Below are 26548 nucleotides of genomic sequence, written 5' to 3'. Positions count from 1 at the left end.
AAATACCGTGCTGTGTTAGCCCATACAGCGCATAAACTTCCCGGTGGCAGGCCCCCTGCCACCGGGCTTTTGCGTTTGGGCCGGGCGGCCGACGGGGTCTTTCTTTACCGGGCCGCCCGAGCCACGGCCGGGAGGGACGGGTTTCCCCGTGCCAGGAAGCGCTTGCAATTCCCGCTGCGCGCGTTCAGGCTTCGGCTCCCCTTGCGGAAATCAAATCACAAGGTTGTCCCATGTTCGTTGGATCCATGCGCTCCGTGCCGGGCGCGTCCATCGTTCTGGCCGTGCTGCTGGTCTGCGGCGCCGTCATGAACACGGGCGCGGTCTTGGCAGCCTCCCCCACCCTCACCTTCACGGCCATTCCCGACCAGGACGAGTCGCGCCTGCGCGAGCGGTTCGGCAAGATCGCGGTCTATCTGGAAAAGGCGCTCGGCGTTCCCGTCGCATACGTGCCGGTCAAATCCTATGCCGCCGCCGTAACCGCTTTCGTCAACGACCAGGTGCAGTTGGCGTGGTTCGGCGGCCTCTCCGGCGTGCAGGCCCGGTCGCGCGTTCCGGACGCAGAGGCCATCGCCCAGGGCTATGAGGACCAGTTCTTCGTCTCCTATTTCATCGCCAATACGGCGACGGGCCTGACGGCAGGCGACCGGCTGCCGGATGCGCTGGCGGGCAAGACCTTCACCTTCGGCTCCAAGGGCTCGACCTCCGGCCGGCTGATGCCGGAATTCTATATCCGCCAGCGGTTCGGCAAGGCGCCGGCGGACGTGTTCGCCCGCGTCGGCTTCAGCGGCGACCACTCCAAGACCATCGCCCTGGTGCAGAGCGGCGCCTATCAGACCGGCGCGGTGAACTACAAGGTGTGGGAGGACGAGCTGGCGGACGGCAGGATCGACCCCGCCAAGGTTCGCGTCATCTGGAAGACGCCGGCCTACCCCGACTATCAATGGACCATCCGCGGCGACGTGGACCGGCGCTTCGGCGAGGGCTTCCGGCAAAGGGTGCGGACGGCATTGCTCGACATGCATGACCCCGACCTGCTGGCCGCCTTCCCGCGCAAGAGCTTCGTGCCGGCCAGCAATGCCGACTACGCGCCGATCGAGACGACCGGAAAGGCCATCGGCCTGATCGAAAATTGATCGCCGCACCATGGTACTGATCCGCCTAACGGACGTGACGGCCGGCTATGGCGCCGAGCCGGTATTGCGCGGGCTGTCCCTGGACGTGCGCGAAGGGGAGCATATCGCTCTGGTCGGCACGAGCGGGGCGGGAAAATCCACCCTGCTGCGCCTCCTGTACGAGAAGGCCGGGGCCGCAGCCGCCCTCGCGCCGCAGGATTTCGGCCTGGTGCCGAGCCTGAGCGTGTTTCACAACGTCTATATGGGCCGGCTGGATCGCCAGAACTGGCTCCGCAACCTGCGCACGCTGGTCCGTCCCGCCCGCCGCGACATCGAGGACGTCGCGCGCACGCTCCGGCCGCTCGGACTGGACGACCTGTTGTTCCGGCGCGCGGGCGAGCTTTCGGGCGGGCAAATGCAGCGCGCCACGGTCGGTCGCGCCCTCTACCGCGCCGCGGACGTGCTGCTGGCGGACGAACCGGTCTCCGCGGTCGATGAGCACCAGTCCCGGGATGTGCTGGCGGCACTGCTCTCGGGTTACCGCACGACCGTGCTCGCCCTGCACGACCGCACATTGGCACTGGAATTCACCGACCGCGTCATCGGCCTGAGGCATGGGCGGATCTGGCTGGACGCACCGAGCCGGAGCCTGACGCCGGCGGACCTCGACCCCGTCTATGAACGCTGAAATGCCCGCGCGGCCCGCGCCCTGGTCGCAACCGTTCGGCCGCGTCGTCCTGGGGGCCCTGGCGGCCGCGGCGGTGGCGCTCGCCTTTGCCGATATCGAGATCGCGGCCGTCGATCCCTGGGCGGAGATGGCGCGGCTCGCGGGGGGGCTGTTCCCGCCGGACTTTTTCGGGACGGAGGATCTGTTGGGGGCGGTGGCGCTCACGGCCGCGTTTGCGCTGCTGGGAGTGGCGGCCGCAAACGCGGCCGGGTTCGGGCTGGCGCTGGTCTTTCACCTGCGCGCCGTCCGGGTGTTCGCCGCGGTCATCCGCGCGGTGCACGAACTGTTTTGGGCGCTGATCTTCCTGCAACTGTTCGGGCTGTCGCCTCTGACCGGGCTGCTGGCCATCGCCATTCCCTATGCGGGCGTGTTCGCCAAGGTCTATGCCGAAATCCTGGAGGAACAGGACCCGGGGCCGATGCGTGCGGCGCCCGCGGGCGCGGGACGGGTGTCTCTGTTCCTGTTCGTGCGCCTGCCCGAGGCCTGGCCGCATTTCAAGACCTACTCGCTCTACCGCCTGGAATGCGCCCTCAGAAGCAGCGCCATTCTGGGCTTTCTCGGCCTGCCGACCCTGGGTTTCCATCTGGAGACGGCATTCGGCGAGGGCGAGTATGCCCAGGTCTGGGCACTGCTGATCGTCTTCTACCTGCTGATCGCGAGCATCCGGGTTTGGGCGCGCGGCTGGCTGATCCCCGGCTATCTTGTCGCCGCCGCGCTGATCCTGCCCTGGGACCGGACGGCGATCGGCACGAATGCCTGGCGGTTCCTCACGCACGACATCGTCCCCTATCCGCTCCGTGCCGGCGAGGGGTTGGACGCCTTCGGCGGCTGGCTCGGCATGATGGTTCGGGACCAGGTGCTGCCCGGCGCCGTGGCGAGCCTCCAACTTTCCGTCATCGCCCTGGTGCTGACCGGGCTGCTCGCGTTTCTGTGGTTTCCGCTGGTGTCGCCGTTGTTCTTCGGCAGGCTGGGCCGCGGCGTGGGCCATGTGTTCCTGGTTCTGATCCGCTCCACGCCCGAATACGTGCTGGCCTATGTCCTGTTGCAGCTTTGGGGGCCGTCCATGTTGCCGGCGATCCTGGCGCTCAGCCTGCACAACGGGGCGATCATCGGCCATTTGATGGGCCGTTTCACAACGGGGATGCGGCTGCGTCCCGATGCGCCGCACGGCATGGACCGCTATTTCTGGGAGGCCGCCCCGCGCGTCTACCGCCAGGCGATGGCCTTCCTGCTCTACCGCTGGGAGGTGATCATGCGCGAGACGGCGATCCTGGGGTTTCTTGGCGTCGGCACGTTGGGCTTCTATGTGGACAGCGCCTTTGCCGAAATCCGCTATGACCGGGCGCTGCTCCTGATCGCAGCGACGGCCGTGCTGAATATCGGCCTGGATGCCACCTCGCGCCGGTTGCGCCGGTATCTGCGACTGACGACGCGCATTGCGGTGCAGTGAAGCGCCGGGCCGGCAAGGTCCGGGTTCGCTTGACCAGAGTCACCCGGCCCGGGCCGATGCGCCATCGCCGTCCGGAAGCAGGACGATCTTCCCGATCACGCCGCGGTCCTGGACGCGTCGCAATCCCTCGGCAAACGAGGCCAGTGGCAATTCGCGGTCGACCTCGGGCCGCAGCAGGCCCTTTTCGAACAATTGGAACATGTCCCCGAACATCCCCCGCACTTTCGCCCGCAGCGCCGGCGACGCCTGCGTCTTGCCCCAAGCCATGTAGAACCCCCAGTAGAGGCCGATTGCCGAGATGTTCTTGACCAGCAGCAGATTGGCCGGGATCGAGGGTATGCGCCCCGAAGCGTAGCCGATGGTCAGAAGCCGTCCCAGCGGGGCGATGCAGCGCAACGAGGCATCGAACAAGTCCCCGCCGACGGGGTCGAAGACCACATCCGCCCCGCGCCCTCCCGTCAGATCGAGCACGGCGGCGCGCACATCGTCCCGTCGGTGGTCGATCACATGCGTCGCGCCGTGAGCGCACGCGGCCGCGCCTTTGGCCTCGCCGCCCGCCGTGGCGATCACCGTCGCGCCGAGGGCCTTGCCGATCTCCACGGCGGCCAGACCGCTGGCGCCCGCCGCGCCGTGCACGAGCAGGGTCTCGCCGGGCGCCAGTGCCGCGCGCCAGACAAGGCCACAAAAGGCCGTGGCATAGATCGTCGGAAACAGGGTGGCGGCGGGGAAGCCCAGACGATCGGGAATGGGGAAGACATTGTCGTCGGTTGCGACGACCTCCTCGGCGAAGCCGCCGGACGGCAGCCCGGCGCAGACCCTGTCGCCGAGTTTCAGGCCCCCGCCGGCGTCGGGGGCGAGTTCGGTCACCACGCCCGCGACTTCCGTTCCGGGCGTGAAAGGAGGCTCGGCGCGGTTCTGGTGACGCCCCTCGATCACCAGCAGGTTTGCGAAGCTGACACCCGCGGCGCGGACCGCAATCCGCACGCCGCCCGGGCGCAGGACGGGGGAAGGCACGGTCTCCAGCCGAAGGCCATCAATGCCGCTCAGATCGTGAGCAATGACGGCGCGCATCAGGCGTCCGCCTTGGCGCCATGGCGCCCGGCCCCGGCGGCAAATCGCGCCGCTCCCGAACGGGCCTCCACCCGGCGTGCCTCCGCCGCCAGTTCCATTTCCTGCGCGAAGGCTTCCGGCAGCGACAGGTCCCATTGCCGCAACGTTGACAGGCGATCCGAGCGCAGGGCGATTTGCGGGAAGGCCGCAATTTCCTGGGCAAGGGCCATCGCCGCCGGCAAGGCCTGTCCTTCCGGAACGAGCCGGTCGGCAAGCCCCATGGCCAGCGCCTCGGCTCCGGTCACCTTGCGGGCGGTCAACAGCATGTCCAGCGCCCGCCCCGCGCCGACCAGCCGTGGCAGGCGGACGGTGGTTCCGTCGCTCATCGGAACGCCCCACCGGCGCGAGAGAACCGCGAAGGTCGCGGTTTCTTCCGCCACGCGCAGATCGCAGCGAAGCGCAAGGCCGAGCCCGCCCGCACAGGCGAAGCCGGCCACGGCCGCGATCACCGGTTTCGACAGCACGTCATGGCAGGGGCCGTCCGGATCGCCGGCCCAGGGCCGATAGTCCTGCCCGGCGGACAGGGCCTTCAGGTCGGCGCCGGCGCAGAAGGAGCCGCCCGAGCCGGTCAGGACGCAAACCCGCAGGGCATCGTCCGCGTCGAACGTACGGAGCGCCGCGGTCAGCGCGTCCGCCGTCTCGTTATCGAGCGCGTTGCGCACCTCCGGTCGGCAGATGGCAACGACCGCGACAGGACCGTCCACTTCGAAGGACAGTTTCGGCGTGCCGGTATCATAGGTCACGGTATCTTCTCCAAGCTCCGGCAGAGGCGGTGCGGGTTGAGCCGCCTCGGATTCCCCGGAGGGCATGCAGCTCAAAGGTCCGGCAGCTTTAGCATGGGGGTTCGGGGTGGCAAAGAAACTGTCGTCCGCCGCATCGCCCGCCGCCAACGCTCGACGAGACGATGCGGGCTGCCGGATGTTCCGGCAGCCCGCAGGGCAGTCCTCCGCTTCTGCCGGTCAGCCGTTAGCGCAGCAGCTGGTTCGGCAGCCAGGTGATGAGTTCGGGAAAAATCATCATCATGCCCAGGGCCACCGCCTGCAACAGCACGAACGGTGTGATCGACTTGTAGATGTCCGTCATCGTCACCCCGGGAGGCGCGACGCTGCGAAGATAGAACAGGTTGAAACCGAACGGCGGCGTCAGGAATGCCATCTCCATGTTGACCACGAACAGCACGCCGAACCAGACGGGGTCGAAGCCCAGGCCGACGACGATCGGGAAGAACAAGGGGGCCGTGAGGATCATGATGCCGATCGGATCGAGGAAACAGCCCATGACGATCCAGATGATCTGCATGCCGATGACGACGCCCCATTTGCCGCCCGGCAAAATCGACAGCGCTTCCTTGACCAGCGCATCGGCACCGACCGCAGCGTACAGCGAGGTGAAGATGGCCGCGGCAAAGACGATCCACATCACCATGCAGCTCAGCCGGAGCGTGATCGTGCAGGACTCGTAGACCGCCTTCCAGGTCAGCTTGCCATAGACCAACGCGCAGATCATCGAACCCAGGGCACCGAGGCCCGCGGCTTCGCTCGGCGTGGCCGCTCCGCCGATAATGCTGCCCAGCACGCCGGCAATGAGCAGGATCGGCAGAATGACCGAGCGCAGAGCCCGCAGCTTTTCCCCCCAACTGGCCCGTTCCTCAACCGGAACGGCCGGCCCGAGCGCCGGGTTCAGGGCGCAGGCGATCAGAATATAGGCGACAAAGAGCGTGACGATGACCAGGCCCGCCGTAATGCCGCCGATAAACAGCATGCCGACCGAGGTATTGGTGTAAAGGCCGAGCACGATCATCAGCACGCTTGGCGGGATCAACACGCCGAGCGCCCCGCCACCGGCAATCGAGCCCAGGCTGATGCCCTTCTGATACTTGTAGTGCAGCATGGACGGCAGCGCGACGAGGGCCATGGTGACCGTGGCAGCACCGCTGACGCCGACAAGCGCGGCAAAGATGGTGCAAACGAAGATCGTGCCCACCGCCAGGCCGCCGTTCAATCCGCCCAGCCATTTTTGCATCATGGCATAGAGGTCGGCGGCGATGCCCGAACGCTCCAGGATGTTGCCCATGAAAATGAACATGGGAATGGCCAGCAGCACAAAGCTGGTCGACGAGCTGAAGGTGCGGATGCCGATCGCATACAGCGCCTGCGGCCCCCAGAGAAAATAGGTTCCGACGACGGCCGAACTGCCCAGGGCGAACACCAGCGGCACACCGGCCACCATGAGCACCAGGAACGACCCGAACAGAAGCATAGTGATCAGTTCAATGCTCATCGTCGTTATTCCCCCATGTCGGGAGCATGCGGAATGGCGGGGTCGGGTGCGATCTCCGCCCCGGTGAATGCCATGTGCAGATCGCGAATCAGCTTCGCGATGGCCTGGAGCAGGATCAGCGCCGCGCCGATGGGCAATGACACCAGCACGGGGAACAAGGGCGGGTTCCAATCCGATGCGGCACGCTGGCCGGTCTCCAGCGCTTCGATTGCCATAATCCCCGTTTGTTGCAGCAGGACCGCACAGTAGAGAATGACGAAGCCGGCCGTCAGAATGTCGATGATGGCCTGGGCGCGCGGGCGAAGCCGCGCATAGATGATGTCCATGGCCACATGATCGCGATGCAGCAGGGTATACCCGCCGCCGAGCATGATATAGGCCGCGAAAATGAACGAAATCAGTTCATTGCCCCAAGTGGTCGGCGCGCGGAAGACGTAGCGCAACGTGACTTCGTAAACCACGAGAGCGATGAGGAGGAGCAGCGAGACGGCGACGACTCGCCCGGTGACGCCGTTCAAAGCGTCAACCGCCCGGACGACGGTGCGAAGCACGGACATGACAGATTCCCATAAGGGCCGCAGCATCACTCAATCGGGCCGCATCCTCACCGGATGCGGCCCGACCAGTGGCGTTCAGCCCCGCTTGGTGCGGCTGGAGTGGTTAGATGTTATCGGGCCGGGAAGCGAGCGTATCCCGCGTGTCGAAGATGATCTTCAGCACGCGCTGCGTATCCTCGTCCTTGCCGGCCATGCGCTCCAGCGCTTCCGCCGAGATCTTGCGGGCCGCCTGCAGGTCTTCCTGCGGCAGGGCGTTGAACTTCACGCCGGCGTCCTTCATCTGCTTCACCGCCAGGGCGCTGGCATAGGTCGAGGTCGAGGCGCGCTCGAAGGCATAGACACGGGTCGCCAGGTTCATGACCGCCTGCAGGTCCGCCGGCAGGCTGTTGAAGGCCCGCATGTTCATGAACATGTCTTCCATGTCGAAGTTGATCAGCGACGGGCCGAGATAATACTTGGCAACCTCATGCAGTTTCACCGCGACGAAGCCATAGGGCGAACCCCAGTTCGACGCGTCGATGACGCCGGTCGACATGGCCGTGTACTGTTCTTCGCCGGGGATGGTGACGATGCTGGCACCGTTGGCTTTCCAGATTTCCGCGCCAAGGCCAAAGCTGCGGATCTTGACGCCCTCGAAATCGGAGAGGCGGGTGAGTTCGTTGCGGGACATGGTGGCGCCCCACTCATCCGAGTAGATGCCGCCCAGGAAGTGCACGTTGTACTTGGCAAACGCGCCGCGGACCACGTCCAGCAGTTCGGTCTCGTTCCACAGATAATCGTAGTGGTCGAGCGTCTTGAAGGCGAACGGAATGCCCCAGGTCCAGAGCGTGAACGGAATCTTGCCGCGCCAGTAGACCTGAGCGCCATAGCCGATCTCGACCACGCCCTTGCCGACGGCGTCCAGCATTTCAAACGTCGGCACCAGCGCACCCGGCGGGAAGGCCTGGATCTGAATACGGCCATTCGACATCTCGGACACGCGCTTGATGAAGCGGGGCACGAGTTGTTCCCACTCGATGGTGCCCGGCCCGAGGAAGGACTGCATGCGGAACCGGAATTCCGGCGATTGCGCCTGGGCCTGCGCCGGCAGGCCGGCCACCGCCGCCAGGGAGGCGCCGGTCACACCGGCCTTGATCAGGTCGCGCCGGTGAATGTTGACACCGCCGACACGATGGACGATGCGGTCTTTCGGATCTTTGCGGCTCATGAGCCAAACTCCATCAATCTTCGTGAATTCGCGTAACGGTGGGCGTCACAAAGAAACTGCCAAGCGAGGGTTCGCCTGGCAGGTGCATGTATTGTGCGGACTTCGCTTAAGCCCGTCCGTCGAATGGCGTATTGTCTTGCACGAAAGTCGAGGTGGGATCAATGGGGTGTGATGGATTTCTGCCGCTTTTGTCCCCCCGCGAGGTGTCAGCGCCTGCCGGAGTGTCCGAACCGTCCGGGCAGATAGACTTGCAGCGAAACCTCCCTCGGAGACGGCGCAGGCACTCGCCGCGCGAATACATCCGCTCCCGCCAACCGGCTGAGATGCCCCGGCTATAAGGGGGCAACATCAGCAGTCGATCGTGACTGTCCCAGAGCGCTTTCGGTACGGATTGAACCCCTCTCCCGCCCCATCTCCCGCGCAAGCGGGAGCCCATGCCTGAGCGCTTCTCCCAGGACACGGGACTCTGTATTGGTCTCTCAGGCATGGGTCCCCGCATTCGCGAGGACAGGGACGGTGGCATGGTGAGCCAGCGGGAAAAGAACTCGTGCCAGTGAAAGCGCCTCACGGCCGCACCATCAAATCATAGGATCAAACACCCAAACACGCTCGGAATACGCGACTGGGTGCATCAGTTCTGATTATTGGGAGACGACGCTATTGGGAAAATATGAAAACACCAATTAATGATACATTTTCCGCAACAACTTGAATTGTTCCCAAAACATCTCCGCTCAATCCGGAGATTTTTCGTTTCGCCACAATACCAATAAAACACGCCGCGCCGATAGCCGCAGATACGATCACAATTCCATTTTCAAGAACCGTTGCGCAAATCGCCGCTGTCGCCACTCCCCCAAGAACTGCCCCCCCAGCCCCATCCCCATCAACGGCCTTATAACCGAGCCCATCCGTGCGAGCCATGGGGACGCATAGCATCATGGGTGGCAAGATCGCCCGGCTTAGCGCACCGATAAGAGCCAAAATCATGACACTATCGATCCCGGCCCCCAACTCCGCCCAAAGACCGATCCGCAATCCACAGACTGTAATGAGCGCAAGCACGCCATAGCTGCCAAGTCTGCTATCGCGCATGATTTCCAACGTTCGGGCGACGCTGTCCCCTCCACCGAAGCCGTCGGCCGTATCCGCCAAGCCGTCCTCGTGCATGGCGCCTGTCAGAAGGAGCGACACTCCCAGCGCGACCGTAGCAGCGGCCAGCGGCGGCAATCCCACGGCCAACGCCCCCCACAGCACCAGCCCCGCCGCCCCGCCAATAACCGCGCCGACCAGCGGATAAGCCCAGAAACTCTGCGCCAGTGGCGGAGCGGCGGCGACCCGGCCCATTGGCAGGCGGGAAAGCAGCATAAAGGCCAGCCGCAGCTCATCGCAACGGCAGGCGAGGAACCCGCGCCGGCCTTTCATGGCCCGGAGATGCCCGCCTCGGCAAAGGTGGCCATGCCGTTGTGTGCAGCCAGGGCTGCGCGCAGAACGGACAGCGCAACCGCAGCGCCGGAGCCTTCGCCAAGCCGCATGTCCAGGGTTACCACGGGCCGCAGCCCCAGCTTCTCCAGCAGGCGGCGGTGCCCCGGCTCGGCGCTGCAATGGCCGGCGATGCAATGGTCCAGCGCATCCTCAAAATGCGAAAGCACGCAGGCTGCGGCCGTGCAGATGAAGCCGTCCAGGATGACAGGGATCCGGGCGGTCCGCGCCGCAAGAATGGCGCCGCAAATCGCCGCCTGTTCCCGCCCCCCGAACGCCGCAAGGATTGCGAGGCCATCGGTCAAATCCGCGCCATGGCGCGCCATGCCCTGCTCGATCACCCGCGCCTTGAGCGATACACCATCGCCATCCACCCCGGTGCCGGGGCCGACCCAGTCCAGCGCGTGTCCGCCGAACAGCGCGCGGGCCAAGGCGGCGGCCACGGTGGAATTGCCGATGCCCATCTCGCCGAGCAGCAGCACGTCCGCGCGCAGGTCCACCGCGGCGGCGCCCGTGCGCAGGGCGCACAGCACTTCCGCCTCCGTCATGGCGGGGCCGACGGTAAAGTCGCACGTCGGCCGGTCGAGCGCGAGCGGCACCACTGTCAGCTCCGCTCCGGCCGCGCGACACAGCTGGTTGATTGCCGCCCCGCTCGCCTGGAAGTTGGCCACCATCCCGGCGGTGACCGCCTGCGGGTAGAGGTTCACGCCCTGCGCGCAGATGCCATGATTGCCGGCAAAGATCAGTGCCTGCGCGCGGCCGATTTCGGGACGCTCCCGCCCCTGCCAGCCGGCCAAGAATACGGCCAGCTCTTCCAGTACGCCCAGACTGCCGGGCGGCTTGGTCAGACTGTCCTGCCGCCGGCGCGCAGCCGCCGCCATCGTTGGGTCCGGACCGGGCAGACCGTGCGCCAGCGTTCGCCGCAAGGCCGCAAAGGACGAGAAATCCAGCCGATCGCTCACGATTTCACCCGGACCGGAATGCCGGCGACCACAAGCTCCACACGCGCCACCGCGCCCGCCACGATTTGGTTGAGGCATCCCTGGGCATCACGGAAATTCCGGCCGAGCCTGCTCTCCGGCACGAGCCCCAGCCCCACCTCGTTCGTCACCAGGATGACGGGGCTCTGCTGTCGTGCCAAACAGGCGACCAGATCCTTTGCGGCGGCCTGCCAATCCCGCTCCGCCGCGAACAGGTTCGAGAGCCAGAGGGTCAGGCAGTCGACCAGCCGGGGGCCGCGCCCGTCCGTCTGCTGCAAGGCAGGGCAAAGATCGAGTGGAGCGGGATGCTCGTCCCACTCCGGGCCGCGCCGGGCCTGGTGTTCCGCGACGCGGGCCGCCATCTCCGCATCCCCGATTTCGGCGGTTGCAATGTAGATCGGCCGGCCGGGCAGGCTGCGAACCAGGAATTCGGCACGCCGGCTCTTGCCCGAATGCGCGCCACCTGTGATGAGACTATGGGGCATGATGATTGCTCTCAGGCTAGAAGGATTCAGGAAGGAGGCCCGGATGCCGGACCGCACGGCGCGCTGCACCGAGTTGCTGTTGATCCGCCACGCTCCGGTGGACGATGGAACCCGGCTGCATGGCCGGGACGATGTTGCGGCCGCCCTGCCCGGCGCGACGGCGATTGCAGAGGTGCTGCGCGTGATCGGGCCGGTGGACCGGGTGGTCTCCAGCCCGGCATTGCGCTGCCGACAGACCGCGGAGGCCCTGTTTCCGGATCGGCCCACAACCGTCGACCCGCGTCTGTGGGAGCAGGATTTCGGCGCCTGGGAAGGCATGCCGCTCGGCGACCTGCCGGATATCGGGCCGCTGAACCGAGAGGACCTTGCCCGCCACGTCCCGCCCGGCGGCGAGAGCTTCGCGGCGTTGTGCGCCCGCGCTGCGCCCGCGCTGACCGAACTGGGCGGTGCCGGCGGGCGCGTCGCGGTGATTGCGCACGCCGGCATCATCCGCGCCGCGTTGGCCCTGGCCATCGGGTCGGTTGCGGCCGGCCTCGCCTTCGAGATCGCTCCCCTCTCGCTGACGGAAATCCGGTGTTTTGGCGGCGAGCACCGGGCCATCCGCCAGGTGAACCGTCCGACGCACTCTTAAAGCGCCCATTGCAGCACCGCTCCCAGGGCCAGCAGGCCGATCAGCAACGCATCGGCCCGGCGATAGAGGGCCAGCGCCCGGTGGATATCCGCCGGGACCAAATTCGCACGGCCGCCCGCGTTGATCGCTGCGTCGGAGCTTGGCACACCCCCATAGACCCTGGGGCCGGATAGCCGGATGCCCAGCGCGCCCGCCACCGCCGCTTCCGGCCAGCCCGCATTGGGGGAGCGATGCTGCCGCGCGTCCCGCATCACCGTGCGGATGGCATCCCGGCATCGCGCGCCGGGCTGTACCAGAGCCGCAAGGGCGATCAACACCGCGGCAAGACGGGATGCCGGCAGGTTGATCAGGTCGTCCAGCCGCGCGGCAGCCTTGCCGAATGCCTCGTGCCGGGCGGTGCGGTGGCCGATCATGCTGTCCGCGGTATTGACGGCCTTGTAGGCAATCGCACCGGCCGGACCGGCCACGGCCAGCCAGACCACCGGCGCCACCACCCCGTCCGAAAAGTTCTCGGCCAGGCTTTCGATGGCGGCGCGCACCACGCCGGCCCCGTCCAGCGCCTGCGTATCGCGTCCCACCACCAGCGACAGCGCCTGCCGTCCGGCTTCCAGCCCCTCCGTTTCCATCGCCTCCGCCACCGCCAGCACATGGTCGTGGAGGCTGCGCTGGGCGATCAGGGTGCCCATCGCGATGGCAATGGCCAAGAACGCGACGGTGCCGGAAGCCGATAGCGCCAGAACCATCTCGAACGCCAGGCCGATGGCAACCGACCCGGCCAGCAGCAGCACCACCAGCAGGGCGCCCGCCGCAAACCGCGCTGCCGGCGTGCGGCGTTCCCGGTTCCAGTTCCGGTCCGCGGCCGCGATGCCCGCACCGATCCAGGATACGGGATGGCCGATCCGGCGGAAGATGCGTTGTGGATAGCCGGTTGCCAGTTCGGCCAGCATTGCGGCGAGGGCCAGGATCATGTCCAACCCTCCCAGAAGCGCGAGGCGCCGCACGCAAGGAACCGCTGGCCGAGCGCCACCGTGTGTTCGGTAAAGGACGCCGCTCCGACATCGGCGGCGGTATGCGAATCCGCCCGCGTGCCCAGCCATGCGGTCAGTTGGAGCCGGCGCAGCATGACCAGGGCCGGCAGCATGGCGGCATCCCCGGGGGCGAGCGGCCGTTCGCGCCGATACCCCTCCAGCCAGCGCGCGGCCAGTTCGGGCAACCGCCGGTCGGTTTCAATGAAGGAGACCGCGGCAGCGAAATCGTACATCCACCAGCCAAAGCCGCAGTCGTCGAAATCGATCACCCACAGGCCGTCGTCGCCGATCAGCAGGTTGGCGAGCCGCAGATCGCCGTGAATCAGCCCGAAACGCTCCGGCCCCGTGCCATAGGCCGCGAGCCGCTCCCGGAGCAGCGCCTCCAGCCGGCACAGGATCGACCGGCCGTCCGCCGTCAAACCCTCGGCCGCCCGCCACTGTCCCCAGTGCGCGCACGGCCCCAGAACGGCGGCCGCATCCCAGCGCTTCCGCCGGAAGCCGGGCGGGCGCGGCCACGCGCGAGCGTGGGCATGCAAGCGCGCGGTGATCGCGCCGAGGTGCGCGAACCAGGATCCGAGATCATCCCGCAGCGTTGGTTCGCGTCCGGCGACGGGAGCGAACGCGACGACATGCCGGCCGCCGACCGTCTGGATCAGGTGCTCCTGCCGATCCGCCACCGGCCGCACGCAGTTCAACCCCGGCAGGCCCTGCAAGGCCGATAGCCAGGCCAGTTCCGAGGCGATCTCGCTCCGGCTGTGATAGCCGTCGCGGTGCAGACGCAGGAACAGCGTGCCGCCGTCCACGGACCAGGTCTCGTTCTCGGACCGGTTGACCAGCGTCAACGGCATTTCGGCCGCAAGTCCGTAGCGGGGAAGGATCGGACGCAGCAGGCGCTCGCTCATGACAGCCCGGCCCGGCTGAGAAGGTAAATGTCCATCACCCAGCCGTGCGCGGCGCGCAGCCGGGCGCGCGTCTCCCCGATACGGTCTGCAACCGCCGCCAGCGGGCCGGCGATCAACGCTTGCTGCGGCAGTCCCAGAGCGGCACCCCACCAGATATGCACGCCCTGCGGGTCGAGCACCCGATAGGCGCCGCCGGCGTCCAGCATCACGGCGACCCGGTCTGCGGCTTCGGGCCAGCCATGGCGGCGCAGCCAGCGCCCGGTGGTGATGACAACCGGCTGCCCCAGCCCGTTCAGCGGCACCGCATGCGCGGCGGTCAGCAATTGCAGGCTGGTGATTCCCGGCACAACCGAGACGCGGAGCGGCAGCCCATCGGCTTGCAGCCGCCCGGCAATCCTGAGCGTGCTGTCATAGAGGGACGGATCGCCCCAGACCAAGAGCGCGGCCCGCCCGCCATCGGGCAGTCGCTGGCTCAGGACATCGGTCCAGGCCCGCGCGATTTCCGCATGCCAGCGCTCGACCGCCATCAGATAGTCGCCCGCGTCGGCACGGACCGGCATGTCGAACTCCGCCACCGGCACCGGCCGACTTAGCACCTTGGCCAGAATGCGGTGGCGCAGATCGGCCAGATCGGCCTTTTCCGGTCCTTTCCGCGGAATCAGGATCAGGTCGGCACCGTTCAGTGCCTCGACCGCGGCCAGTGTCAGGTGCTCGGGGTTGCCGGTGCCCACGCCGATCAATCGCAGGTCGATCATGCTTGCACCCCATGCGCGCCCGACCTGGGCAGATGGTCCGACAGCGCCCCTGACACGCCATCGGAAAGAAGGCTCGCATGCCCATTGCGAGCGATCACGCACGCGCGCGTCTCGCCGACGACACGCCCTTGCCGCGCCGCGCCGGCCGGCAGGAAAACGCCCTGGCCGTTTGGGCGGAATCCCGGCCTCAGCATGGCTCCATCTCCGCCAGCGGACCGTAGAGCACCAGGGCCGGACCGCCGGAAGCCGTGCCCGACAGCAGATCGCCAAGGCCCGCCACCGTGCCAGGGATCAGGGATTGCTCCGGACAACCGACGTTTTCGGCCAAGAGAGCCGGCGTATCGGGCGGAAGCCCGGCCGCGATCAGCCGCGCCGCCAGCTTCGGAAAGGTTCGCCGCGCCATGAAGACGATGGTCGTCGCCCGCGCATCCGCCAGCGCGCCAAGGTTCAGGTCTTCCGGCAGCCTGCCGGAGACGTCATGGCCGGTCACGAACTGCACGCGACGCGCCAGCAGTCGCCGGGTGAGGGGAATGCCGGCCGCCGCCGCCGCCGCGCTGGCGGCGCTGACGCCGGGCACGATCTCGAAGCCGATCCGCGCAGCGCGCACCGCCTCCACCTCCTCTTCCAGCCTGCCGAAAATGCCGGGGTCGCCGGATTTCAGCCGCACCACCCGCGCGCCGCTGCCGGCATAATCCACCAGAAGCCGGCTGACATGGTCCTGTTTCGGCGACGCCCGACCCGCGCGCTTGCCGACCGCCACCAGATCCGCTCCGGGCCGCGCATGGCCGAGAATGGCCCCGGCGGACAGGTCATCGAACAGCACGGCGTCGGCCGCCCGAAGCCGTGCCACGGCTTTTAGGGTCAGCAGTTCGGGATCTCCCGGCCCGGAGCCGACGAAGGAAACAAAGCCGCCGGAGCGTGGCGGCACGGACATGTCCGCCATCACCCCGCCTCCGCGATCAGGTGAAAAAAGCTGCCGGTCACCGGTCCCCGCCGTGAGCCCGTCTCAGCGACGATGACGCCATCGGCATCGGTGACGTGGGCAAGCGGCGCATCCGGTTGTTCCACGATGGTGGAATAGTGGAACTCGTGCCCGCGCAACCTGCGGCCCGGCGCAAACCCCGGCATCGGCGCAAGCAACTCCGCCTGGCGGTAGCCAAGGTGCATGCGTCGCTTTTCATAGCTCGTGACCAGGCCCAGCAGGCCGGCCATTTCGTGCCGTTCGCCTTGCGCGTCGACCAGGGCCGCGCCCAGCGCCATGTAGCCGCCGCATTCGCCATGCACCGGCCGGGTTTCCGCATGGCGTGCCAGCCCGGCCCGGAACCGCGTCGCCGCGGCCAGCCGACCCGCATGCAATTCCGGATAGCCACCGGGCAGCCAGACCAGATCGGCGTTCGCATCCGGCGCCTCGTCGGCCAGGGGGGAGAAGGAGAGGAGTTCGGCCCCCGCTTGCCGCCACCCCTCGATCAAATGCGGGTAGGCAAAGGAAAAGGCGGCGTCCTGCGCCAGTGCGATGCGCTGCGCCGGTGGTTGCGGCAAGCCGCCGGGGCCGGGTGCCTGCCCGGTCGATTGCGCCGCCGTCCGGATTTCGTCCAGACTGACATGCGCACGCAGGTGGGCCGCATAGCTGGCGATCACGGCCTCCAGATCCGGGCGCTCCGCCGCCTGCACCAAACCCAGATGGCGTTGCGGCAGGATCAGGTCGGTCCGCCGGGGCAAGGCCCCCAGCACCCGGATGCCTGCGGCCTCCATCCCCAGCCGCACCAGTCGCTCGTGCCGCGGGCTGGCGACGCGGTTCAGGATCACGCCGGCAAAGGGCAGATCGCGGCGGTACCGACTGAAGCCCAGCGCCACCGCCGCGGCCGATTGCGCCTGGCCGGAGACATCCAGCACCAGCACCACCGGCCAGCCCATCCGCCGCGCAATGTCGGCGCTGGCGCCGTTGCCCGATGCGCCGGGTCGGGCGACGCCGTCATACAGCCCCATCGAGCCCTCGGCGAGCGCGATGTCGGCGCCGATCGCACTCCTGGCGATGGCGTCGAGCAGGCCGGGCCGCATCGCCCAACTGTCGAGATTGAACGAGGCTCGCCCGCATGCCGCGCGGTGAAAGGCCGGGTCGATATAGTCCGGCCCCGACTTGAAGGGCTGCACGGCGAGCCCCGCGTCTGCCAGCGCCCGCAACAGCCCCAGCATGAGGGTGGTCTTGCCCGCGCCGGAGGACGGGGCGGCGATCAGCAGTCCGGGCGGCATTGGGCTCATTCGCCCTGCTCCCGATAGGTTGCGCCCGCCCATTTTGGCCGGAACCGGCGGTCGTAGTCCGGGGAATAGAGACGGCTTTCGGCGAACCCTTCGCCCGCCAGCACCGGGCCGACCAGGATCAGCGCCGTGCGTTCCATCGTGCCGGCCACCTCTGCCTCAATGGTCGCGAGCGTCGCATGCACGATCCGCTCGTCCGGCCAGCTGGCCCGCCAGACCGCCGCGGCCGGACAGTCCGCGCCATAGGCCGGCAACAGGTCCGCGACCACTCTCGCCAGATTGTGGATCGAGAGATGGATGGCCAGGGTGGCGCCGGTGCGGGCGAAGTTGGCCAACGTCTCGCCCGCGGGCATGGCGCTCGCCCGGCCCGGCGTCCGCGTCAGCACGACCGACTGCGCGAGGCCCGGCAGCGTCAGCTCCGCGCCCAGCGCCGCGGCGGCCGCGGCGAAAGCCGGAACGCCGGGGGTGACGGTGTAGGCTATTCCCATCGCCCGCAGGCGGCGCAACTGTTCACCCATGGCCGACCAGACCGACAGGTCGCCGGAATGCAGCCGCGCCACATCCTGGCCGGCAGCATCGGCCGATGCGATTTCCGCCATGATCCGATCGAGCGACAGCGGCGCCGTGTTCACGATCCGCGCGCCGGCAGGGCAATGCTCCAGCACCGCCTCCGGCACCAGCGAGCCGGCATAGAGGCAGACCGGAGAGGCTGCGATCAGATCGCGCCCGCGCAGGGTCAGAAGGTCGGGCGCGCCGGGGCCGGCGCCGATGAAATGCACGGTCATACGGGGGCTCCTTCGGCCAGGGCGCAGGTGGCCAGACGATCCCCGGATACGAGCCGCGGCAACACGAGCCGCGCCCCCGGGCCCGCCGCCGCCAGCGCCACCGCTTCGGCGACGCTGCCGGTGGCGTGGGCATCGAGGCTCGCCTGCGACCGGCTGGGCGTGGCAAGGCCGGCGATCCGTTCCGGCGGCACCATCACCAGCGGCAATCCCAGTTCTCGCGCCAGATCGCACAGTGCGAGCGTCCTGCCGGCCAGCCCGGCGAGACCGTCGACCGCAGCGGTGCCGGCGGCCTGGCGCAGCGCGGACCGAAAGCTTCCGATCTCCGCGCGGGAGGTGCAGCCGAACCCGGCCCAAATCATCGCACGACACTCCATTGCACGATGGGATAGGCGGATTTCCAGGCGCGCTTGCGGCCGAGCGCGGCCGTCTCGGCCAGTTCCAGGCGCAGCAGGCTTCCCCCGCGCACGCTCTGGCTCGTCGCCAGCAAGGCCTCGGATTCCAACGTAACCGCATGCGCCACGAGCCGCACGCCGGGCGGCAGCAGCGCCCACAGCCGGTTCAGCAGGCCCTGCGAGAGGCCCCCGCCGACGAACACCGCATCGGGCGGCTTCCGCCCTTCCAGGCATGCCGGTGCCGTCCCCACAACGACCTCCAGCCGGTCGACCCCCAACGCCGCGGCGTTGGCCGCTGCGCGTTTCGCCCTGGCAGCATCGGCCTCGAACGCCACCGCGCGGTTGGCCGGATGCGCCAGCAGCCACTCGATCCCGATGGAACCGGAGCCGGCACCGATATCCCACAGCCGTTCGCCCGGCCGCGGCGCCAGTGCCGACAGCGCCAGCGCCCGGACCGGTCGCTTGCTGATTTGGCCATCATGCGCAAAGAAGTCGTCCGCCAGCCCGCTGACGCAGGGAAGAGCCTCGCCCGCCCCTGCAACCTCCAGCGCGACGGCAACAGGATGGGCGACATCGCCCAAGCCAAAGGCTGCCGCCGGCACCTTTCGGACACGCTCGCGCGGTCCGCCCAGCGCCTCCAGCACGTGCAGCACGGTCCGGCCGAAGCCGAGCCCTGCCAGATAGTTCGCCAAACCCGCCACGGCCGGACCATCACGCACCAGAACGATCAGGCGTTGGCCCGGCGCAAGATGCGGGCGAAGGCGCGACAGCGGGGCGGCGTGCAGGCCAAGGCAGACCGTCCGCTCCAGCGGCCAGCCGAGCCGAGCCGCCGCAAGCGAAAAGGTGGACGGGCCTGGCAGCGCCCGCCACTCGCCGGGCCGCAAATGCCGCGCCAGGACCGAGCCTGCGCCGAACCAGAACGGATCGCCGGAGGCAAGCATCACCACCTTTCGGCCGCGAGCCGCCAGCAACCGCTTGATCCCGGCGTCAAATGGCACCGGCCACTCCATGCGCTCGGCCCGCAGGTCGGGCAGAAGCGCAAGGTGCCGCGCAGCACCCGCCACAAGATCGGCATGCTCCAAAGCCGTGCGGCTTGCGGGCAAGAGGCCTTCCGCGCCATCTTCCCCCAACCCAATGATCGCGAGCCATGGAGCCTCAGCCATTCCCCGCCTCCTGATTCTCGGCGGCACCACCGAAGCCAGCGCCCTTGCCCGGGCCGTTGCGGAGCATGGGCTGGACGGAACGCTCAGCTATGCCGGCCGGGTGGAGCGCCCGCGCGCCCAGCCGATCCCCGTGCGCACGGGCGGCTTCGGCGGGCCGGACGGTCTGGCGCAATGGCTTCGGGCGCACGGCATCACCCACTTGATCGACGCAACGCATCCATTTGCCGCCCGGATGAGCCGCAACGCTCTCCTCGCGGCGGGGATCGCCGGCGTCAAACCGATCGCGCTCACCCGCCCGGCCTGGACGGCAGCGCCCGGGGACCGCTGGATTCACGTGCCGGACGTCGCGACTGCGGTCGCCGCCCTCGACGGCCCGCCACAGCGGATCATGCTGGCCATCGGGCGCATGCATCTGGCGGCATTCGCCGCCCGGCCGCAGCATCACTATCTGTTGCGGCTCGTGGACGAACCGCAAGAGCCACCGCCCGTGCCGGATCACACGGTGGTTGTCGACCGCGGCCCATTCACGGCGGCGGACGACCAGCGATTGATGCAGTCGCACCGGATCGGTCTGGTGGTCTCCAAGAATGCCGGCGGCAGCGGTGCGCGCTCGAAAATCACCGCCGCCCGAGCGCTCGGCCTGCCGGTGCTGATGATCGACCGCCCGGCGCTTCCGCCCCGCACCGAAGTCACCACGGTTCGGGAGGTTCTGGCCTGGATCGGTGTGGACTGAGCCGGCCGCCGTCATTGCGCCCACCTTGGCGTGTAGAGCCGGTTTTGGGCGCCGCATTCGATAACCCGCGTCCGCGAGGACCCGACGATCACCAATGTCCGCATATCCGCCATCTCCGGCCGCGCCTCGGCCAACGGCACGGTTTGCAGGTCTTCGGCCGGCGTACTCACGGCGCGCGCGAACAGCAGCCACCGTTCCGGCTCGCAGTGCTCTCGCAACAGCGCCAGGGTGCGGACGAAGCCATCCGGCCGCGCCTGGGAGCGCGGGTTGTAGAGCGCGATCGCGAAATCCGCCTCCACCGCCAGCCGCAGCCGCCGCTTGATCAGCGCCCAGGGCTTCAGGTTGTCGGAGAGGTTGATGGCGCAGAAATCATGGCCAAGCGGCGCACCGGCCTTGGCCGCCGCCGCCAGCATGGCGGTGATGCCCGGCAGCACCCGGATATCGAGTCCACGCCAGGCGGCGGGGCCGGTTTCCAGGGCCTCGAACAGCGCGGCAGCCATGGCGAACACGCCCGGATCGCCGGAAGAGAGCACGACAACCCGCCGCCCCTCCGCCGCCATCGCGAGCGCGTGAGCCGCACGGTCGAGTTCCGCGCGATTGTCGGAGGCATGCAGGCGCAATCCCTCGCGCGGCGCCAGCCGGCGCAAATACGGGCCGTAGCCGACGGCATCGCTCGCCCGCTCCAGCACGGCGCGCACCTCGGGCGTGACCAAGGCTTCGTCCCCCGGGCCCAGCCCGGCAACAGCCACCCAGCCGCTCATGGCCGCCGCCCCTGGCCATGCACCAGCACGATGGAGAAGTAGGGCGGTGTGTCCGCCGCCTCGGCCAGCGGCAGCACCCGCTCCTCCGCCATCGCAGCACATTCGACCAGCCAGGCCCGCCCCGCCTGCCCGGCCCGCCGCAGCGCCCGCCGGATCTTCGGAAGATTGCGCCCGACCTTCATGATCACGACCGCGTCGCTGTCCGCAATCCGCCGGGCGAGAACCTCCTCCGGCAGCGTGCCGGGCAGCACGGACAGCATGTCGTCGCCCCACGTGATCGGCTGGCCGCTCGCGGTCCAGGCCGCCGACATACCGGTGATGCCGGGCACGACCTTGATCGGCGTGCGCCCGGAAAGGCGTGTGTAGAGATGCATGAAGGAGCCGTAGAAGAACGGGTCGCCCTCGCACAACACGACCACATCGACACCGGTTTCCGTCAGCGCACGCAGTCGTGCGACGCAGTCTGCATAAAACACGGACAGGCAATCGTTGTAGCGCGGATCGCCAAGCGGGATTTCCGTGGTCACCGGATAGTCCATGGCGATTTCCGCCACGTCCGGCCGCAACATCCCCTCGACGATCCGGCGCGCCTGCCCGGCCCGCCCCGCCTTGCGGAAATAGGCCACATGGCCGGCGGCCCGCACCAGCCGGTCGGCCCGAACGCTGATCAAGTCCGGCGCGCCGGGGCCGAGACCGACGCCGTGGATGGTGCCAATGCTCATTCTTCCCGGCTCGCAATCGCGTTGACGGCGGCGACCGTCATCGCGCTGCCCCCCAATCGGCCCCCGACAATGCAGCATGGCGCCGGCTGCGCTTCCCAGAGCGCCGCCTTGCTTTCCGCCGCCCCGACGAAACCCACCGGGCAGCCGACAACCGCGGCGGGCCTGGGGCATGCGGGGTCTTCGAGCATGGTCAGCAAGTGGAACAACGCGGTCGGCGCATTGCCGATGGCCACCAGCGCGCCGGCCAGATGCGGCCGCCAGAGCTCCAACGCCGCCGCCGACCGGGTTGTGCCCATCCGCCGGGCGAGCTCCTGCACCCGCGGCTCGTGCAGGGTGCAGAGCACCGGGTTGTTCGCCGGCAGGCGGCGTCGGGTGATCCCTTCCGAGACCATGCGCGCATCGCAAAGGATCGGCGCACCCCGCGCCAGCGCGGAACGGGCGATTGCGATCATGCCCGGCGAAAAGCGGATATGCGCCTCCAGCCCGACCATGCCGGCGGCGTGGATCATGCGCACGGCAACCGGCTCTTCCTCGGGCTCGAACGCAGCCAGATCGGCCTCTGCCCGGATTGTGGCGAAGGACTGGCGGTAGATCGCCCGACCATCGGTTTCGTAGGTGTATGGCATTCAGGCCGCTCCGAAACGGTGAAGGATCGCGGCTGCGGTCAACCCCGACTGCTCCGGCGGATCGCCCGGCCGGCCGTCGCGGACCAGGTCGAAGCGCCCTTGCCGCCCCGTCAGCACCCAGTCGGCCAAGCCGGGTCGGGCACAGCCCTTGGCGCAGCCGGAAACATGCAGGCTTCCGGACACGCGCGGCGCCAATCGTCGGGCCAGCGTCCGGGTCTCGACGCTGGCCTGCGGACAAAATGGTGCACCGGCACACGCAGCCGCCCGCAGCACCGGGGCGTCCGGCTCGGTGACGAAATCCGGGGAAAGGCTCCGGGGCAGCGTGCGTGCGCCTTCCAGCACGATCAGCCGCCAGGGCGTGACGCGCAGGGCTTTAGCGCGGGTCTCGCGGATCAGTCGGGCCAGGCCGCGGCTATCCGCCTGCCCGAACGCCAGGCCCAGCACCGGATCACGGCCGTGCCGGCCCGGCTGCAGACGTACGCGCGGTGCGGCGGGCGGCTCGTTCCAAACGGCCCATGTCGGCAAGGCGGCGTCCAGGCGGGCCATGCGGCCAGCCGCGCCGCCGCCACTCTCCGCGAACCACCAGGCGAGCCGCACCAACGCGTCGGCCTCCCTGCCCATTTCCAGAGCGCAGCCCGTGGCGCGGCCGTCCGCTCGCAAAATCAAACCGCCGGCTGCCCCGCGTTCGATGCGGAAGTCCGCCGGGTCGCCCTGGAGGATGGGCGCAGCCCCCGCATCGATGGCGAAGCCGACCTTGCCCGGCAGCGGCGGCAGGTCTGCCAGCCGCGCCATCAGGTCCAGCGCAATGCGGACGGTATCGTCATCGGCGCGCCAATCCGGTGCGACCAGGATGTTGCGGCGCCCTTCCAACTCCGGCGTTGCGTCCAGAAGACCGAGCCCGGCCAGCGCCGCTTGCAGAGCCGGCAACCGATCCTCCCGCACGCCCCTCAGTTGCAGGTTGGCGCGGTTGGTCAACGCGATCCGTCCGTCACTATGCGCGGTTGCGATATCGCAAAGCGCCAGGGCCTTATCGGCCGCAAACCGCGCCAACCGGGGGCGCAGTCGCACCACAAGACCATCGCCCGATGGCATCGGTCGCAAGACGCCGGGGCATCGTCCCCGGACGGCATAACCCTCAACCCGCCGCATCGCCATCCACCGCGGCCGGAATGGAGTTGCGCTGCGTCAGCCACAGCCCAGCCGCGCGCAAGGCAGCGAACCGCGCCTGCATCGCGGCCAGCGCCTGCGGATTCTCCCGCGCCAGGAACTCGCGCACCTCCGACCGGCCGAGCGTCGCATCGTAATAGAGATCGAACAGCTGCGGCGGCACGGCCCCGGCGAGATGGGCAAACATCGCAAGATGGTCGAGCGTGGCCGCGATCTCCGCGCCGCCGCGAAACCCGTGTCGCATCATGCCGCCGACCCATTTCGGGTTCGCAGCCCGCGCGCGCACCGTCCGCGCAATCTCCTCGGTCAGCGCGCGGGCGCGCGGGCGCGCGGGCTCCCGGGAATCGAGGTGATACAGGGCCGCTTCTCCACCCGTCAGAGCCTGCGCCGCCGCAAAGCCGGCCTGGTGAGCGGCGTAATCGGCCGCCAGCAGCAGGTCTGTCTCCGGCAGGTCATGCACGTGCACGAACGCTTCCGCACCGGCAACACGGGCGCGGATGCCGGCCGGATCGGATACCTCGCCGGCGTCCATCGCATGGCTGGAGGCAGCCAGCCAAGCCTCCCCCGCCGCCATTCGCCCGGCTTCGGAATAGTCCTCGGCCAGCCCCTCCATGCCCAAGCCGTACCGCCCGGGTGCGGGACCATAGACGCGGGCCCCGGGCTCGCCGGAGACAAACGGGTTCCATTCCAGCGTCTCATAGCGGTTGCCCAACGCCCGCACGGCCTGCCCGAACAATTGCGACAGTTGCGGGAACACGTCCCGGAACAGTCCCGAGACGCGCAGCGTCACGTCAAGTCGCGGGCGGTCGAGTTCGGCCAGCGGCAGGATTTCCACACCCGAAACCCTCTCGGAGCCCGCATCCCAGACCGGGCGCGCACCCAGCAGGTGCAGCGCCATCGCGAATTCCTCGCCGGCGGTGCGCATGGTGGCGCTGCCCCACAGGTCGACCACCAGCGAGCGCGGCCAGTCGCCCTGGTCCTGCAAGTGGCGGCGGATCAGTTCCTCGGCCAATTTCACGCCCCGCGCATGGGCGGCCCGAGTCGGCACCGCCCGTGGGTCGGTCGTGTAGAGATTGCGGCCGGTCGGCAGCACGTCGGGCCTTCCCCGATGCGGCGAGCCGGAGGGACCCGGCGCCACGAACCGGCCGTCCAGGGCGGCGCGCAGGCCGGCCCGTTCCGCGGCACCTTGCGCACCCTCGCCATAGACATGCAGGCCCTCGCCGAACCGGCTTGCCTTCACGTCACAGACGAACCGGTCGATCCGGGTGACCGCCTCGGCCAGAGAGGTGGCACACGCCAACCCCAGTTCGGCCTCAAGGCCGACTGCTGCGGCCTCGCCACGGATATCGTCTTGCAGCCGATCCCTGCGGGCCGGATCCAGCCCGTCCGCATTGGAAAACTCGTCGAGCAGCGCTTCCAGTCGCGCCAGGCCGGCGCCACTTGTCGCGTCGGCCAACGGCGGCGGAAAATGACCGAGCGTTACCGCCCCGATCCGCCGCTTGGCTTGCGCCGCCTCGCCCGGATCGTTGACGATGAAAGGATAGACAACCGGCAGAGCGCCGATCAGCGCCTCCGGCCAACAGGCCTGAGACAGCGCGACAGCCTTGCCGGGCAGCCATTCCAGCGTGCCGTGCGCGCCGATATGGACCAGCGCATGCAGCCCCTGCGCCCGGAGCCAGAGATAGAAGGCGACATAGGCGTGCCGCGGGCAGCGCTGCAGGTCGTGGTAGTCGTCATCCCGCCGGTCGGGCACCCCGCGTTCCGGCTGCAGCGCGATCAGCATGTTGCCGGTGCGGAGGGCCGCGAAATGGAAGGCTCCGTCCCGGCAGGCGGGATCGTCCTCGGCCGCCCCCCATATGTCGGCGAGGGTGTCACGCAAATCCGCCGGAAGTGCCGCAAGCGCTGCGCAATAGTCCGCCAGCGGCCAGCACAGGGTCTCGGTTTGGAGGCGGCGAGGCAGGGCCGCTGCGGCGCCCGCGGATACCGCGTAGCCCGCCTGTGCCAGATCGGAGGCGATGGCGTCGACGGAGGCGAGCGGGTCCAGGCCGACCGCATGGGCCATGTTCCAGCCCTTGCCCGGATAGGTGGAAAGCACCAGCGCGAGTTGCCGCTCCGCCGCCGGCGTTTCGGCCAGCCGGACCCAGCCGGCCACGCGCTCGGCAATCGCCGCAATCCGCGCCGGCTCCGCCCGGTGTTCGGCGCGGGCGAATTGCAGGTCCGGGTCGCGCCTCCCGAACGCCTTGAAGCTCGCCACCCCCGCAAACAGCCGGCCATCCACCTCCGGCAACACGACGTGCATGGCGAGATCGGCGGGGCTGAGGCCGCGGTCCGAGCGCTGCCATTTTGACCGCTCGTTGGTGGCAAACGCGATCTGGAACACCGGCACGCCCGCCGCATCCAGGGGCGAACCGCCGGCCGTGTCGCGGGCCGAGAACGCCGTGGCGTTGACGATGGCGGCCGGCGCCAGCTTCGCCACCCAACGGGCGAGCCATCCGCGCGCCTGCGGTTCCTTCAGCGAAGGCGCGAACAGACCCAGCACATCGAAACCGCGCGCCTCGAACGCCGCGGCCAGCGCCTCCATCGGCTCCAGGTCCGCGGCCGTCAGATAGGACCGGTAGAAGGTCAGCAGAATGAGCGGCCGCGCCGAGGTCGCCGCAAACGCTGCCGGGCAGACAACGCCTTCGCCCGGCCGCCAGCCGCCGACCGCCGCCACCTCCCGCACACCGCAGACCGGCGGAGCATAGAGCCCGGCGGCCAGCGCCAATTGCTGCAATGCCGCCTGCGCCGCCACCGCTCCACCCAGATCGCACAAATGGGCAAGCCGGTTGAGCGTGCTCTCCGGTATGGTTGAGACCGCGTCGAGTTGCGGGTCCGCCCGCCCATCGCCCGGCAACACGGCCAGCGCAATGCCCTCGCGCACCGCGAGCATACGCACCTGCTCCAGCCCGTAGGCCCAATAGGAATGGCCGCCGATCAGCCGGATCAGAATGCCCTTGGCCCGGGCCAGGGTGTTCTCCAGATACGTATCGACCGAAAGCGGGTGCTTCAACACCGCCAGATTGGCGAGCCGAAGCGAGGGAAGCCCTCCCTTGGCCCGATGCCATCCGGCCGCGAATGCCCCCAGGTCGCTATCGGAAAACGACAATACCGCCAGATCGGCCGGGTCCTGGCCTGGATCGACCGGCGTGGCGACCTCTTCCAGCCCGTGGCTTTCGCGGAAGATGACGTGCATCGCGG

General features: G+C 68.7%; 26 protein-coding genes. 5 read left to right on the top strand and 21 right to left on the bottom strand.

The features are described from left to right. The first annotated feature begins 245 nt into the window (after positions 1-245). The 3 genes from H6844_20505 to H6844_20495 are packed head-to-tail and all read left to right on the top strand — an operon-like array spanning position 246 to position 3289. Positions 246-1133: a putative selenate ABC transporter substrate-binding protein gene (locus tag H6844_20505; protein ID MCB9931783.1), complete on the top strand. Its 888-nt coding sequence runs from the start codon at positions 246-248 to the stop codon at positions 1131-1133. 10 nt (positions 1134-1143) lie between these two features. Beyond that, entirely contained in the window at positions 1144-1800 is a 657-nt protein-coding gene (locus H6844_20500; protein ID MCB9931782.1) for an ATP-binding cassette domain-containing protein, read from the top strand. A 1-nt stretch (position 1801) separates the two neighbouring features. After that, positions 1802-3289, top strand: coding sequence for an ABC transporter permease (locus H6844_20495; protein ID MCB9931781.1), 1488 nt, complete (start codon positions 1802-1804; stop codon positions 3287-3289). A gap of 39 nt (positions 3290-3328) precedes the next feature. Here H6844_20495 and H6844_20490 read toward each other — a convergent pair whose 3' ends face one another. The 8 genes from H6844_20490 to cobU form a co-directional block, all read right to left on the bottom strand. After that, positions 3329-4360, bottom strand: coding sequence for an NADPH:quinone oxidoreductase family protein (locus tag H6844_20490; GenBank protein MCB9931780.1), 1032 nt, complete (start codon positions 4358-4360; stop codon positions 3329-3331). Then, on the bottom strand, positions 4360-5208 hold the full coding sequence (locus H6844_20485) for a crotonase/enoyl-CoA hydratase family protein (GenBank protein MCB9931779.1): 849 nt from the start codon (positions 5206-5208) through the stop codon (positions 4360-4362). Before H6844_20485 ends, H6844_20490 begins: the two co-directional genes overlap by 1 nt. A 157-nt stretch (positions 5209-5365) precedes the next feature. Next, positions 5366-6679, bottom strand: coding sequence for a TRAP transporter large permease subunit (locus tag H6844_20480; protein MCB9931778.1), 1314 nt, complete (start codon positions 6677-6679; stop codon positions 5366-5368). Between the two features lie 5 nt (positions 6680-6684). Beyond that, positions 6685-7236, bottom strand: coding sequence for a TRAP transporter small permease subunit (locus H6844_20475; protein ID MCB9931777.1), 552 nt, complete (start codon positions 7234-7236; stop codon positions 6685-6687). Between the two features lie 103 nt (positions 7237-7339). Continuing rightward, positions 7340-8443, bottom strand: coding sequence for a TRAP transporter substrate-binding protein DctP (gene dctP / locus H6844_20470; protein ID MCB9931776.1), 1104 nt, complete (start codon positions 8441-8443; stop codon positions 7340-7342). Positions 8444-9100: 657 nt separating this feature from the next. After that, entirely contained in the window at positions 9101-9868 is a 768-nt protein-coding gene (locus H6844_20465; protein ID MCB9931775.1) for an adenosylcobinamide-GDP ribazoletransferase, read from the bottom strand. Continuing rightward, positions 9865-10965 carry a nicotinate-nucleotide--dimethylbenzimidazole phosphoribosyltransferase gene (cobT, locus tag H6844_20460; GenBank protein MCB9931774.1) on the bottom strand — a complete coding sequence of 367 codons (1101 nt, stop codon included), beginning with the start codon at positions 10963-10965 and terminating at the stop codon, positions 9865-9867. Before cobT ends, H6844_20465 begins: the two co-directional genes overlap by 4 nt. Beyond that, complete coding sequence (gene cobU / locus H6844_20455) at positions 10884-11390, bottom strand: bifunctional adenosylcobinamide kinase/adenosylcobinamide-phosphate guanylyltransferase (GenBank protein ID MCB9931773.1); 507 nt, start codon at positions 11388-11390, stop codon at positions 10884-10886. Before cobU ends, cobT begins: the two co-directional genes overlap by 82 nt. A gap of 43 nt (positions 11391-11433) precedes the next feature. On the opposite strand from cobU, the gene H6844_20450 reads away from it, so the two are divergent. Continuing rightward, positions 11434-12021, top strand: coding sequence for a histidine phosphatase family protein (locus tag H6844_20450; GenBank protein MCB9931772.1), 588 nt, complete (start codon positions 11434-11436; stop codon positions 12019-12021). On the opposite strand, the gene cobD is transcribed toward H6844_20450, so the two are convergent. From cobD to cbiE, 8 genes are all read right to left on the bottom strand, one after another. Continuing rightward, positions 12018-12995 (bottom strand): cobalamin biosynthesis protein CobD, encoded by a 978-nt coding sequence (gene cobD, locus H6844_20445; protein ID MCB9931771.1) that lies wholly within the window; start codon positions 12993-12995, stop codon positions 12018-12020. The genes H6844_20450 and cobD overlap by 4 nt on opposite strands. Continuing rightward, positions 12986-13951 carry a phosphotransferase gene (locus H6844_20440; protein MCB9931770.1) on the bottom strand — a complete coding sequence of 322 codons (966 nt, stop codon included), beginning with the start codon at positions 13949-13951 and terminating at the stop codon, positions 12986-12988. Before H6844_20440 ends, cobD begins: the two co-directional genes overlap by 10 nt. Further along, entirely contained in the window at positions 13948-14706 is a 759-nt protein-coding gene (locus H6844_20435) for a precorrin-6A synthase (deacetylating) (protein ID MCB9931769.1), read from the bottom strand. Before H6844_20435 ends, H6844_20440 begins: the two co-directional genes overlap by 4 nt. A 187-nt stretch (positions 14707-14893) precedes the next feature. Continuing rightward, positions 14894-15640, bottom strand: coding sequence for a uroporphyrinogen-III C-methyltransferase (cobA, locus tag H6844_20430; protein MCB9931768.1), 747 nt, complete (start codon positions 15638-15640; stop codon positions 14894-14896). A gap of 8 nt (positions 15641-15648) precedes the next feature. Then, entirely contained in the window at positions 15649-16965 is a 1317-nt protein-coding gene (locus H6844_20425) for a cobyrinate a,c-diamide synthase (GenBank protein MCB9931767.1), read from the bottom strand. After that, complete coding sequence (gene cobM / locus H6844_20420) at positions 16962-17747, bottom strand: precorrin-4 C(11)-methyltransferase (GenBank protein ID MCB9931766.1); 786 nt, start codon at positions 17745-17747, stop codon at positions 16962-16964. The genes H6844_20425 and cobM overlap by 4 nt, the downstream gene beginning before the upstream one ends. Further along, entirely contained in the window at positions 17744-18106 is a 363-nt protein-coding gene (locus H6844_20415) for a cobalamin biosynthesis protein (protein MCB9931765.1), read from the bottom strand. Before H6844_20415 ends, cobM begins: the two co-directional genes overlap by 4 nt. Then, positions 18103-19302, bottom strand: a complete 1200-nt coding sequence (cbiE, locus tag H6844_20410) for a precorrin-6y C5,15-methyltransferase (decarboxylating) subunit CbiE (GenBank protein ID MCB9931764.1) — start codon at positions 19300-19302, stop codon at positions 18103-18105. Before cbiE ends, H6844_20415 begins: the two co-directional genes overlap by 4 nt. Here cbiE and H6844_20405 point away from each other — a divergent pair. Further along, positions 19301-20035, top strand: coding sequence for a cobalt-precorrin-6A reductase (locus H6844_20405; GenBank protein MCB9931763.1), 735 nt, complete (start codon positions 19301-19303; stop codon positions 20033-20035). The two genes, cbiE and H6844_20405, sit on opposite strands and share 2 nt — an antisense overlap. A gap of 11 nt (positions 20036-20046) precedes the next feature. Here H6844_20405 and cobJ read toward each other — a convergent pair whose 3' ends face one another. Genes cobJ through cobN form a run of 5 tightly spaced genes read right to left on the bottom strand, consistent with a single transcriptional unit; the run spans position 20047 to position 26543 of the window. Next, positions 20047-20796, bottom strand: coding sequence for a precorrin-3B C(17)-methyltransferase (cobJ, locus tag H6844_20400; protein MCB9931762.1), 750 nt, complete (start codon positions 20794-20796; stop codon positions 20047-20049). Further along, positions 20793-21518, bottom strand: a complete 726-nt coding sequence (locus tag H6844_20395) for a precorrin-2 C(20)-methyltransferase (protein MCB9931761.1) — start codon at positions 21516-21518, stop codon at positions 20793-20795. Before H6844_20395 ends, cobJ begins: the two co-directional genes overlap by 4 nt. Next, positions 21515-22144 (bottom strand): precorrin-8X methylmutase, encoded by a 630-nt coding sequence (locus H6844_20390; GenBank protein MCB9931760.1) that lies wholly within the window; start codon positions 22142-22144, stop codon positions 21515-21517. Before H6844_20390 ends, H6844_20395 begins: the two co-directional genes overlap by 4 nt. After that, a complete protein-coding gene (locus H6844_20385) occupies positions 22145-23299 on the bottom strand; it encodes a cobalamin biosynthesis protein CobG (protein ID MCB9931759.1) in 1155 nt (384 codons plus the stop codon). Beyond that, positions 23280-26543: a cobaltochelatase subunit CobN gene (gene cobN, locus H6844_20380; GenBank protein MCB9931758.1), complete on the bottom strand. Its 3264-nt coding sequence runs from the start codon at positions 26541-26543 to the stop codon at positions 23280-23282. Before cobN ends, H6844_20385 begins: the two co-directional genes overlap by 20 nt. Between the last annotated feature and the right edge of the window lie 5 nt (positions 26544-26548).

The sequence above is a fragment of the Alphaproteobacteria bacterium genome (assembly GCA_020638555.1).
Taxonomy (GTDB): domain Bacteria; phylum Pseudomonadota; class Alphaproteobacteria; order Bin95; family Bin95; genus JACKII01.
Note: the sequence above shows the minus strand (reverse complement) of the source record. Positions and strands in the feature narration are given on the sequence as shown.

Excerpts from the sequence above, each read along its gene's own strand:
- H6844_20390 (MCB9931760.1), bottom strand. The coding sequence starts at position 22,144 with ATGCCATACACCTACGAAACCGATGGTCGGGCGATCTACCGCCAGTCC.
- H6844_20505 (MCB9931783.1), top strand. The coding sequence starts at position 246 with ATGCGCTCCGTGCCGGGCGCGTCCATCGTTCTGGCCGTGCTGCTGGTC.
- H6844_20500 (MCB9931782.1), top strand. The coding sequence starts at position 1,144 with ATGGTACTGATCCGCCTAACGGACGTGACGGCCGGCTATGGCGCCGAG.
- H6844_20490 (MCB9931780.1), bottom strand. The coding sequence starts at position 4,360 with ATGCGCGCCGTCATTGCTCACGATCTGAGCGGCATTGATGGCCTTCGG.
- H6844_20450 (MCB9931772.1), top strand. The coding sequence starts at position 11,434 with ATGCCGGACCGCACGGCGCGCTGCACCGAGTTGCTGTTGATCCGCCAC.
- cobU (MCB9931773.1), bottom strand. The coding sequence starts at position 11,390 with ATGCCCCATAGTCTCATCACAGGTGGCGCGCATTCGGGCAAGAGCCGG.
- cobT (MCB9931774.1), bottom strand. The coding sequence starts at position 10,965 with ATGCCTCAACCAAATCGTGGCGGGCGCGGTGGCGCGTGTGGAGCTTGT.
- cobJ (MCB9931762.1), bottom strand. The coding sequence starts at position 20,796 with ATGAGCGGCTGGGTGGCTGTTGCCGGGCTGGGCCCGGGGGACGAAGCC.
- H6844_20485 (MCB9931779.1), bottom strand. The coding sequence starts at position 5,208 with ATGCCCTCCGGGGAATCCGAGGCGGCTCAACCCGCACCGCCTCTGCCG.
- cobM (MCB9931766.1), bottom strand. The coding sequence starts at position 17,747 with ATGACCGTGCATTTCATCGGCGCCGGCCCCGGCGCGCCCGACCTTCTG.
- H6844_20480 (MCB9931778.1), bottom strand. The coding sequence starts at position 6,679 with ATGAGCATTGAACTGATCACTATGCTTCTGTTCGGGTCGTTCCTGGTG.
- cobN (MCB9931758.1), bottom strand. The coding sequence starts at position 26,543 with ATGCACGTCATCTTCCGCGAAAGCCACGGGCTGGAAGAGGTCGCCACG.
- H6844_20495 (MCB9931781.1), top strand. The coding sequence starts at position 1,802 with ATGCCCGCGCGGCCCGCGCCCTGGTCGCAACCGTTCGGCCGCGTCGTC.
- H6844_20475 (MCB9931777.1), bottom strand. The coding sequence starts at position 7,236 with ATGTCCGTGCTTCGCACCGTCGTCCGGGCGGTTGACGCTTTGAACGGC.
- H6844_20385 (MCB9931759.1), bottom strand. The coding sequence starts at position 23,299 with ATGGCGATGCGGCGGGTTGAGGGTTATGCCGTCCGGGGACGATGCCCC.
- cobA (MCB9931768.1), bottom strand. The coding sequence starts at position 15,640 with ATGTCCGTGCCGCCACGCTCCGGCGGCTTTGTTTCCTTCGTCGGCTCC.
- H6844_20435 (MCB9931769.1), bottom strand. The coding sequence starts at position 14,706 with ATGATCGACCTGCGATTGATCGGCGTGGGCACCGGCAACCCCGAGCAC.
- H6844_20395 (MCB9931761.1), bottom strand. The coding sequence starts at position 21,518 with ATGAGCATTGGCACCATCCACGGCGTCGGTCTCGGCCCCGGCGCGCCG.
- H6844_20465 (MCB9931775.1), bottom strand. The coding sequence starts at position 9,868 with ATGAAAGGCCGGCGCGGGTTCCTCGCCTGCCGTTGCGATGAGCTGCGG.
- dctP (MCB9931776.1), bottom strand. The coding sequence starts at position 8,443 with ATGAGCCGCAAAGATCCGAAAGACCGCATCGTCCATCGTGTCGGCGGT.
- H6844_20440 (MCB9931770.1), bottom strand. The coding sequence starts at position 13,951 with ATGAGCGAGCGCCTGCTGCGTCCGATCCTTCCCCGCTACGGACTTGCG.
- cbiE (MCB9931764.1), bottom strand. The coding sequence starts at position 19,302 with ATGGCTGAGGCTCCATGGCTCGCGATCATTGGGTTGGGGGAAGATGGC.
- H6844_20415 (MCB9931765.1), bottom strand. The coding sequence starts at position 18,106 with ATGATTTGGGCCGGGTTCGGCTGCACCTCCCGCGCGGAGATCGGAAGC.
- H6844_20425 (MCB9931767.1), bottom strand. The coding sequence starts at position 16,965 with ATGAGCCCAATGCCGCCCGGACTGCTGATCGCCGCCCCGTCCTCCGGC.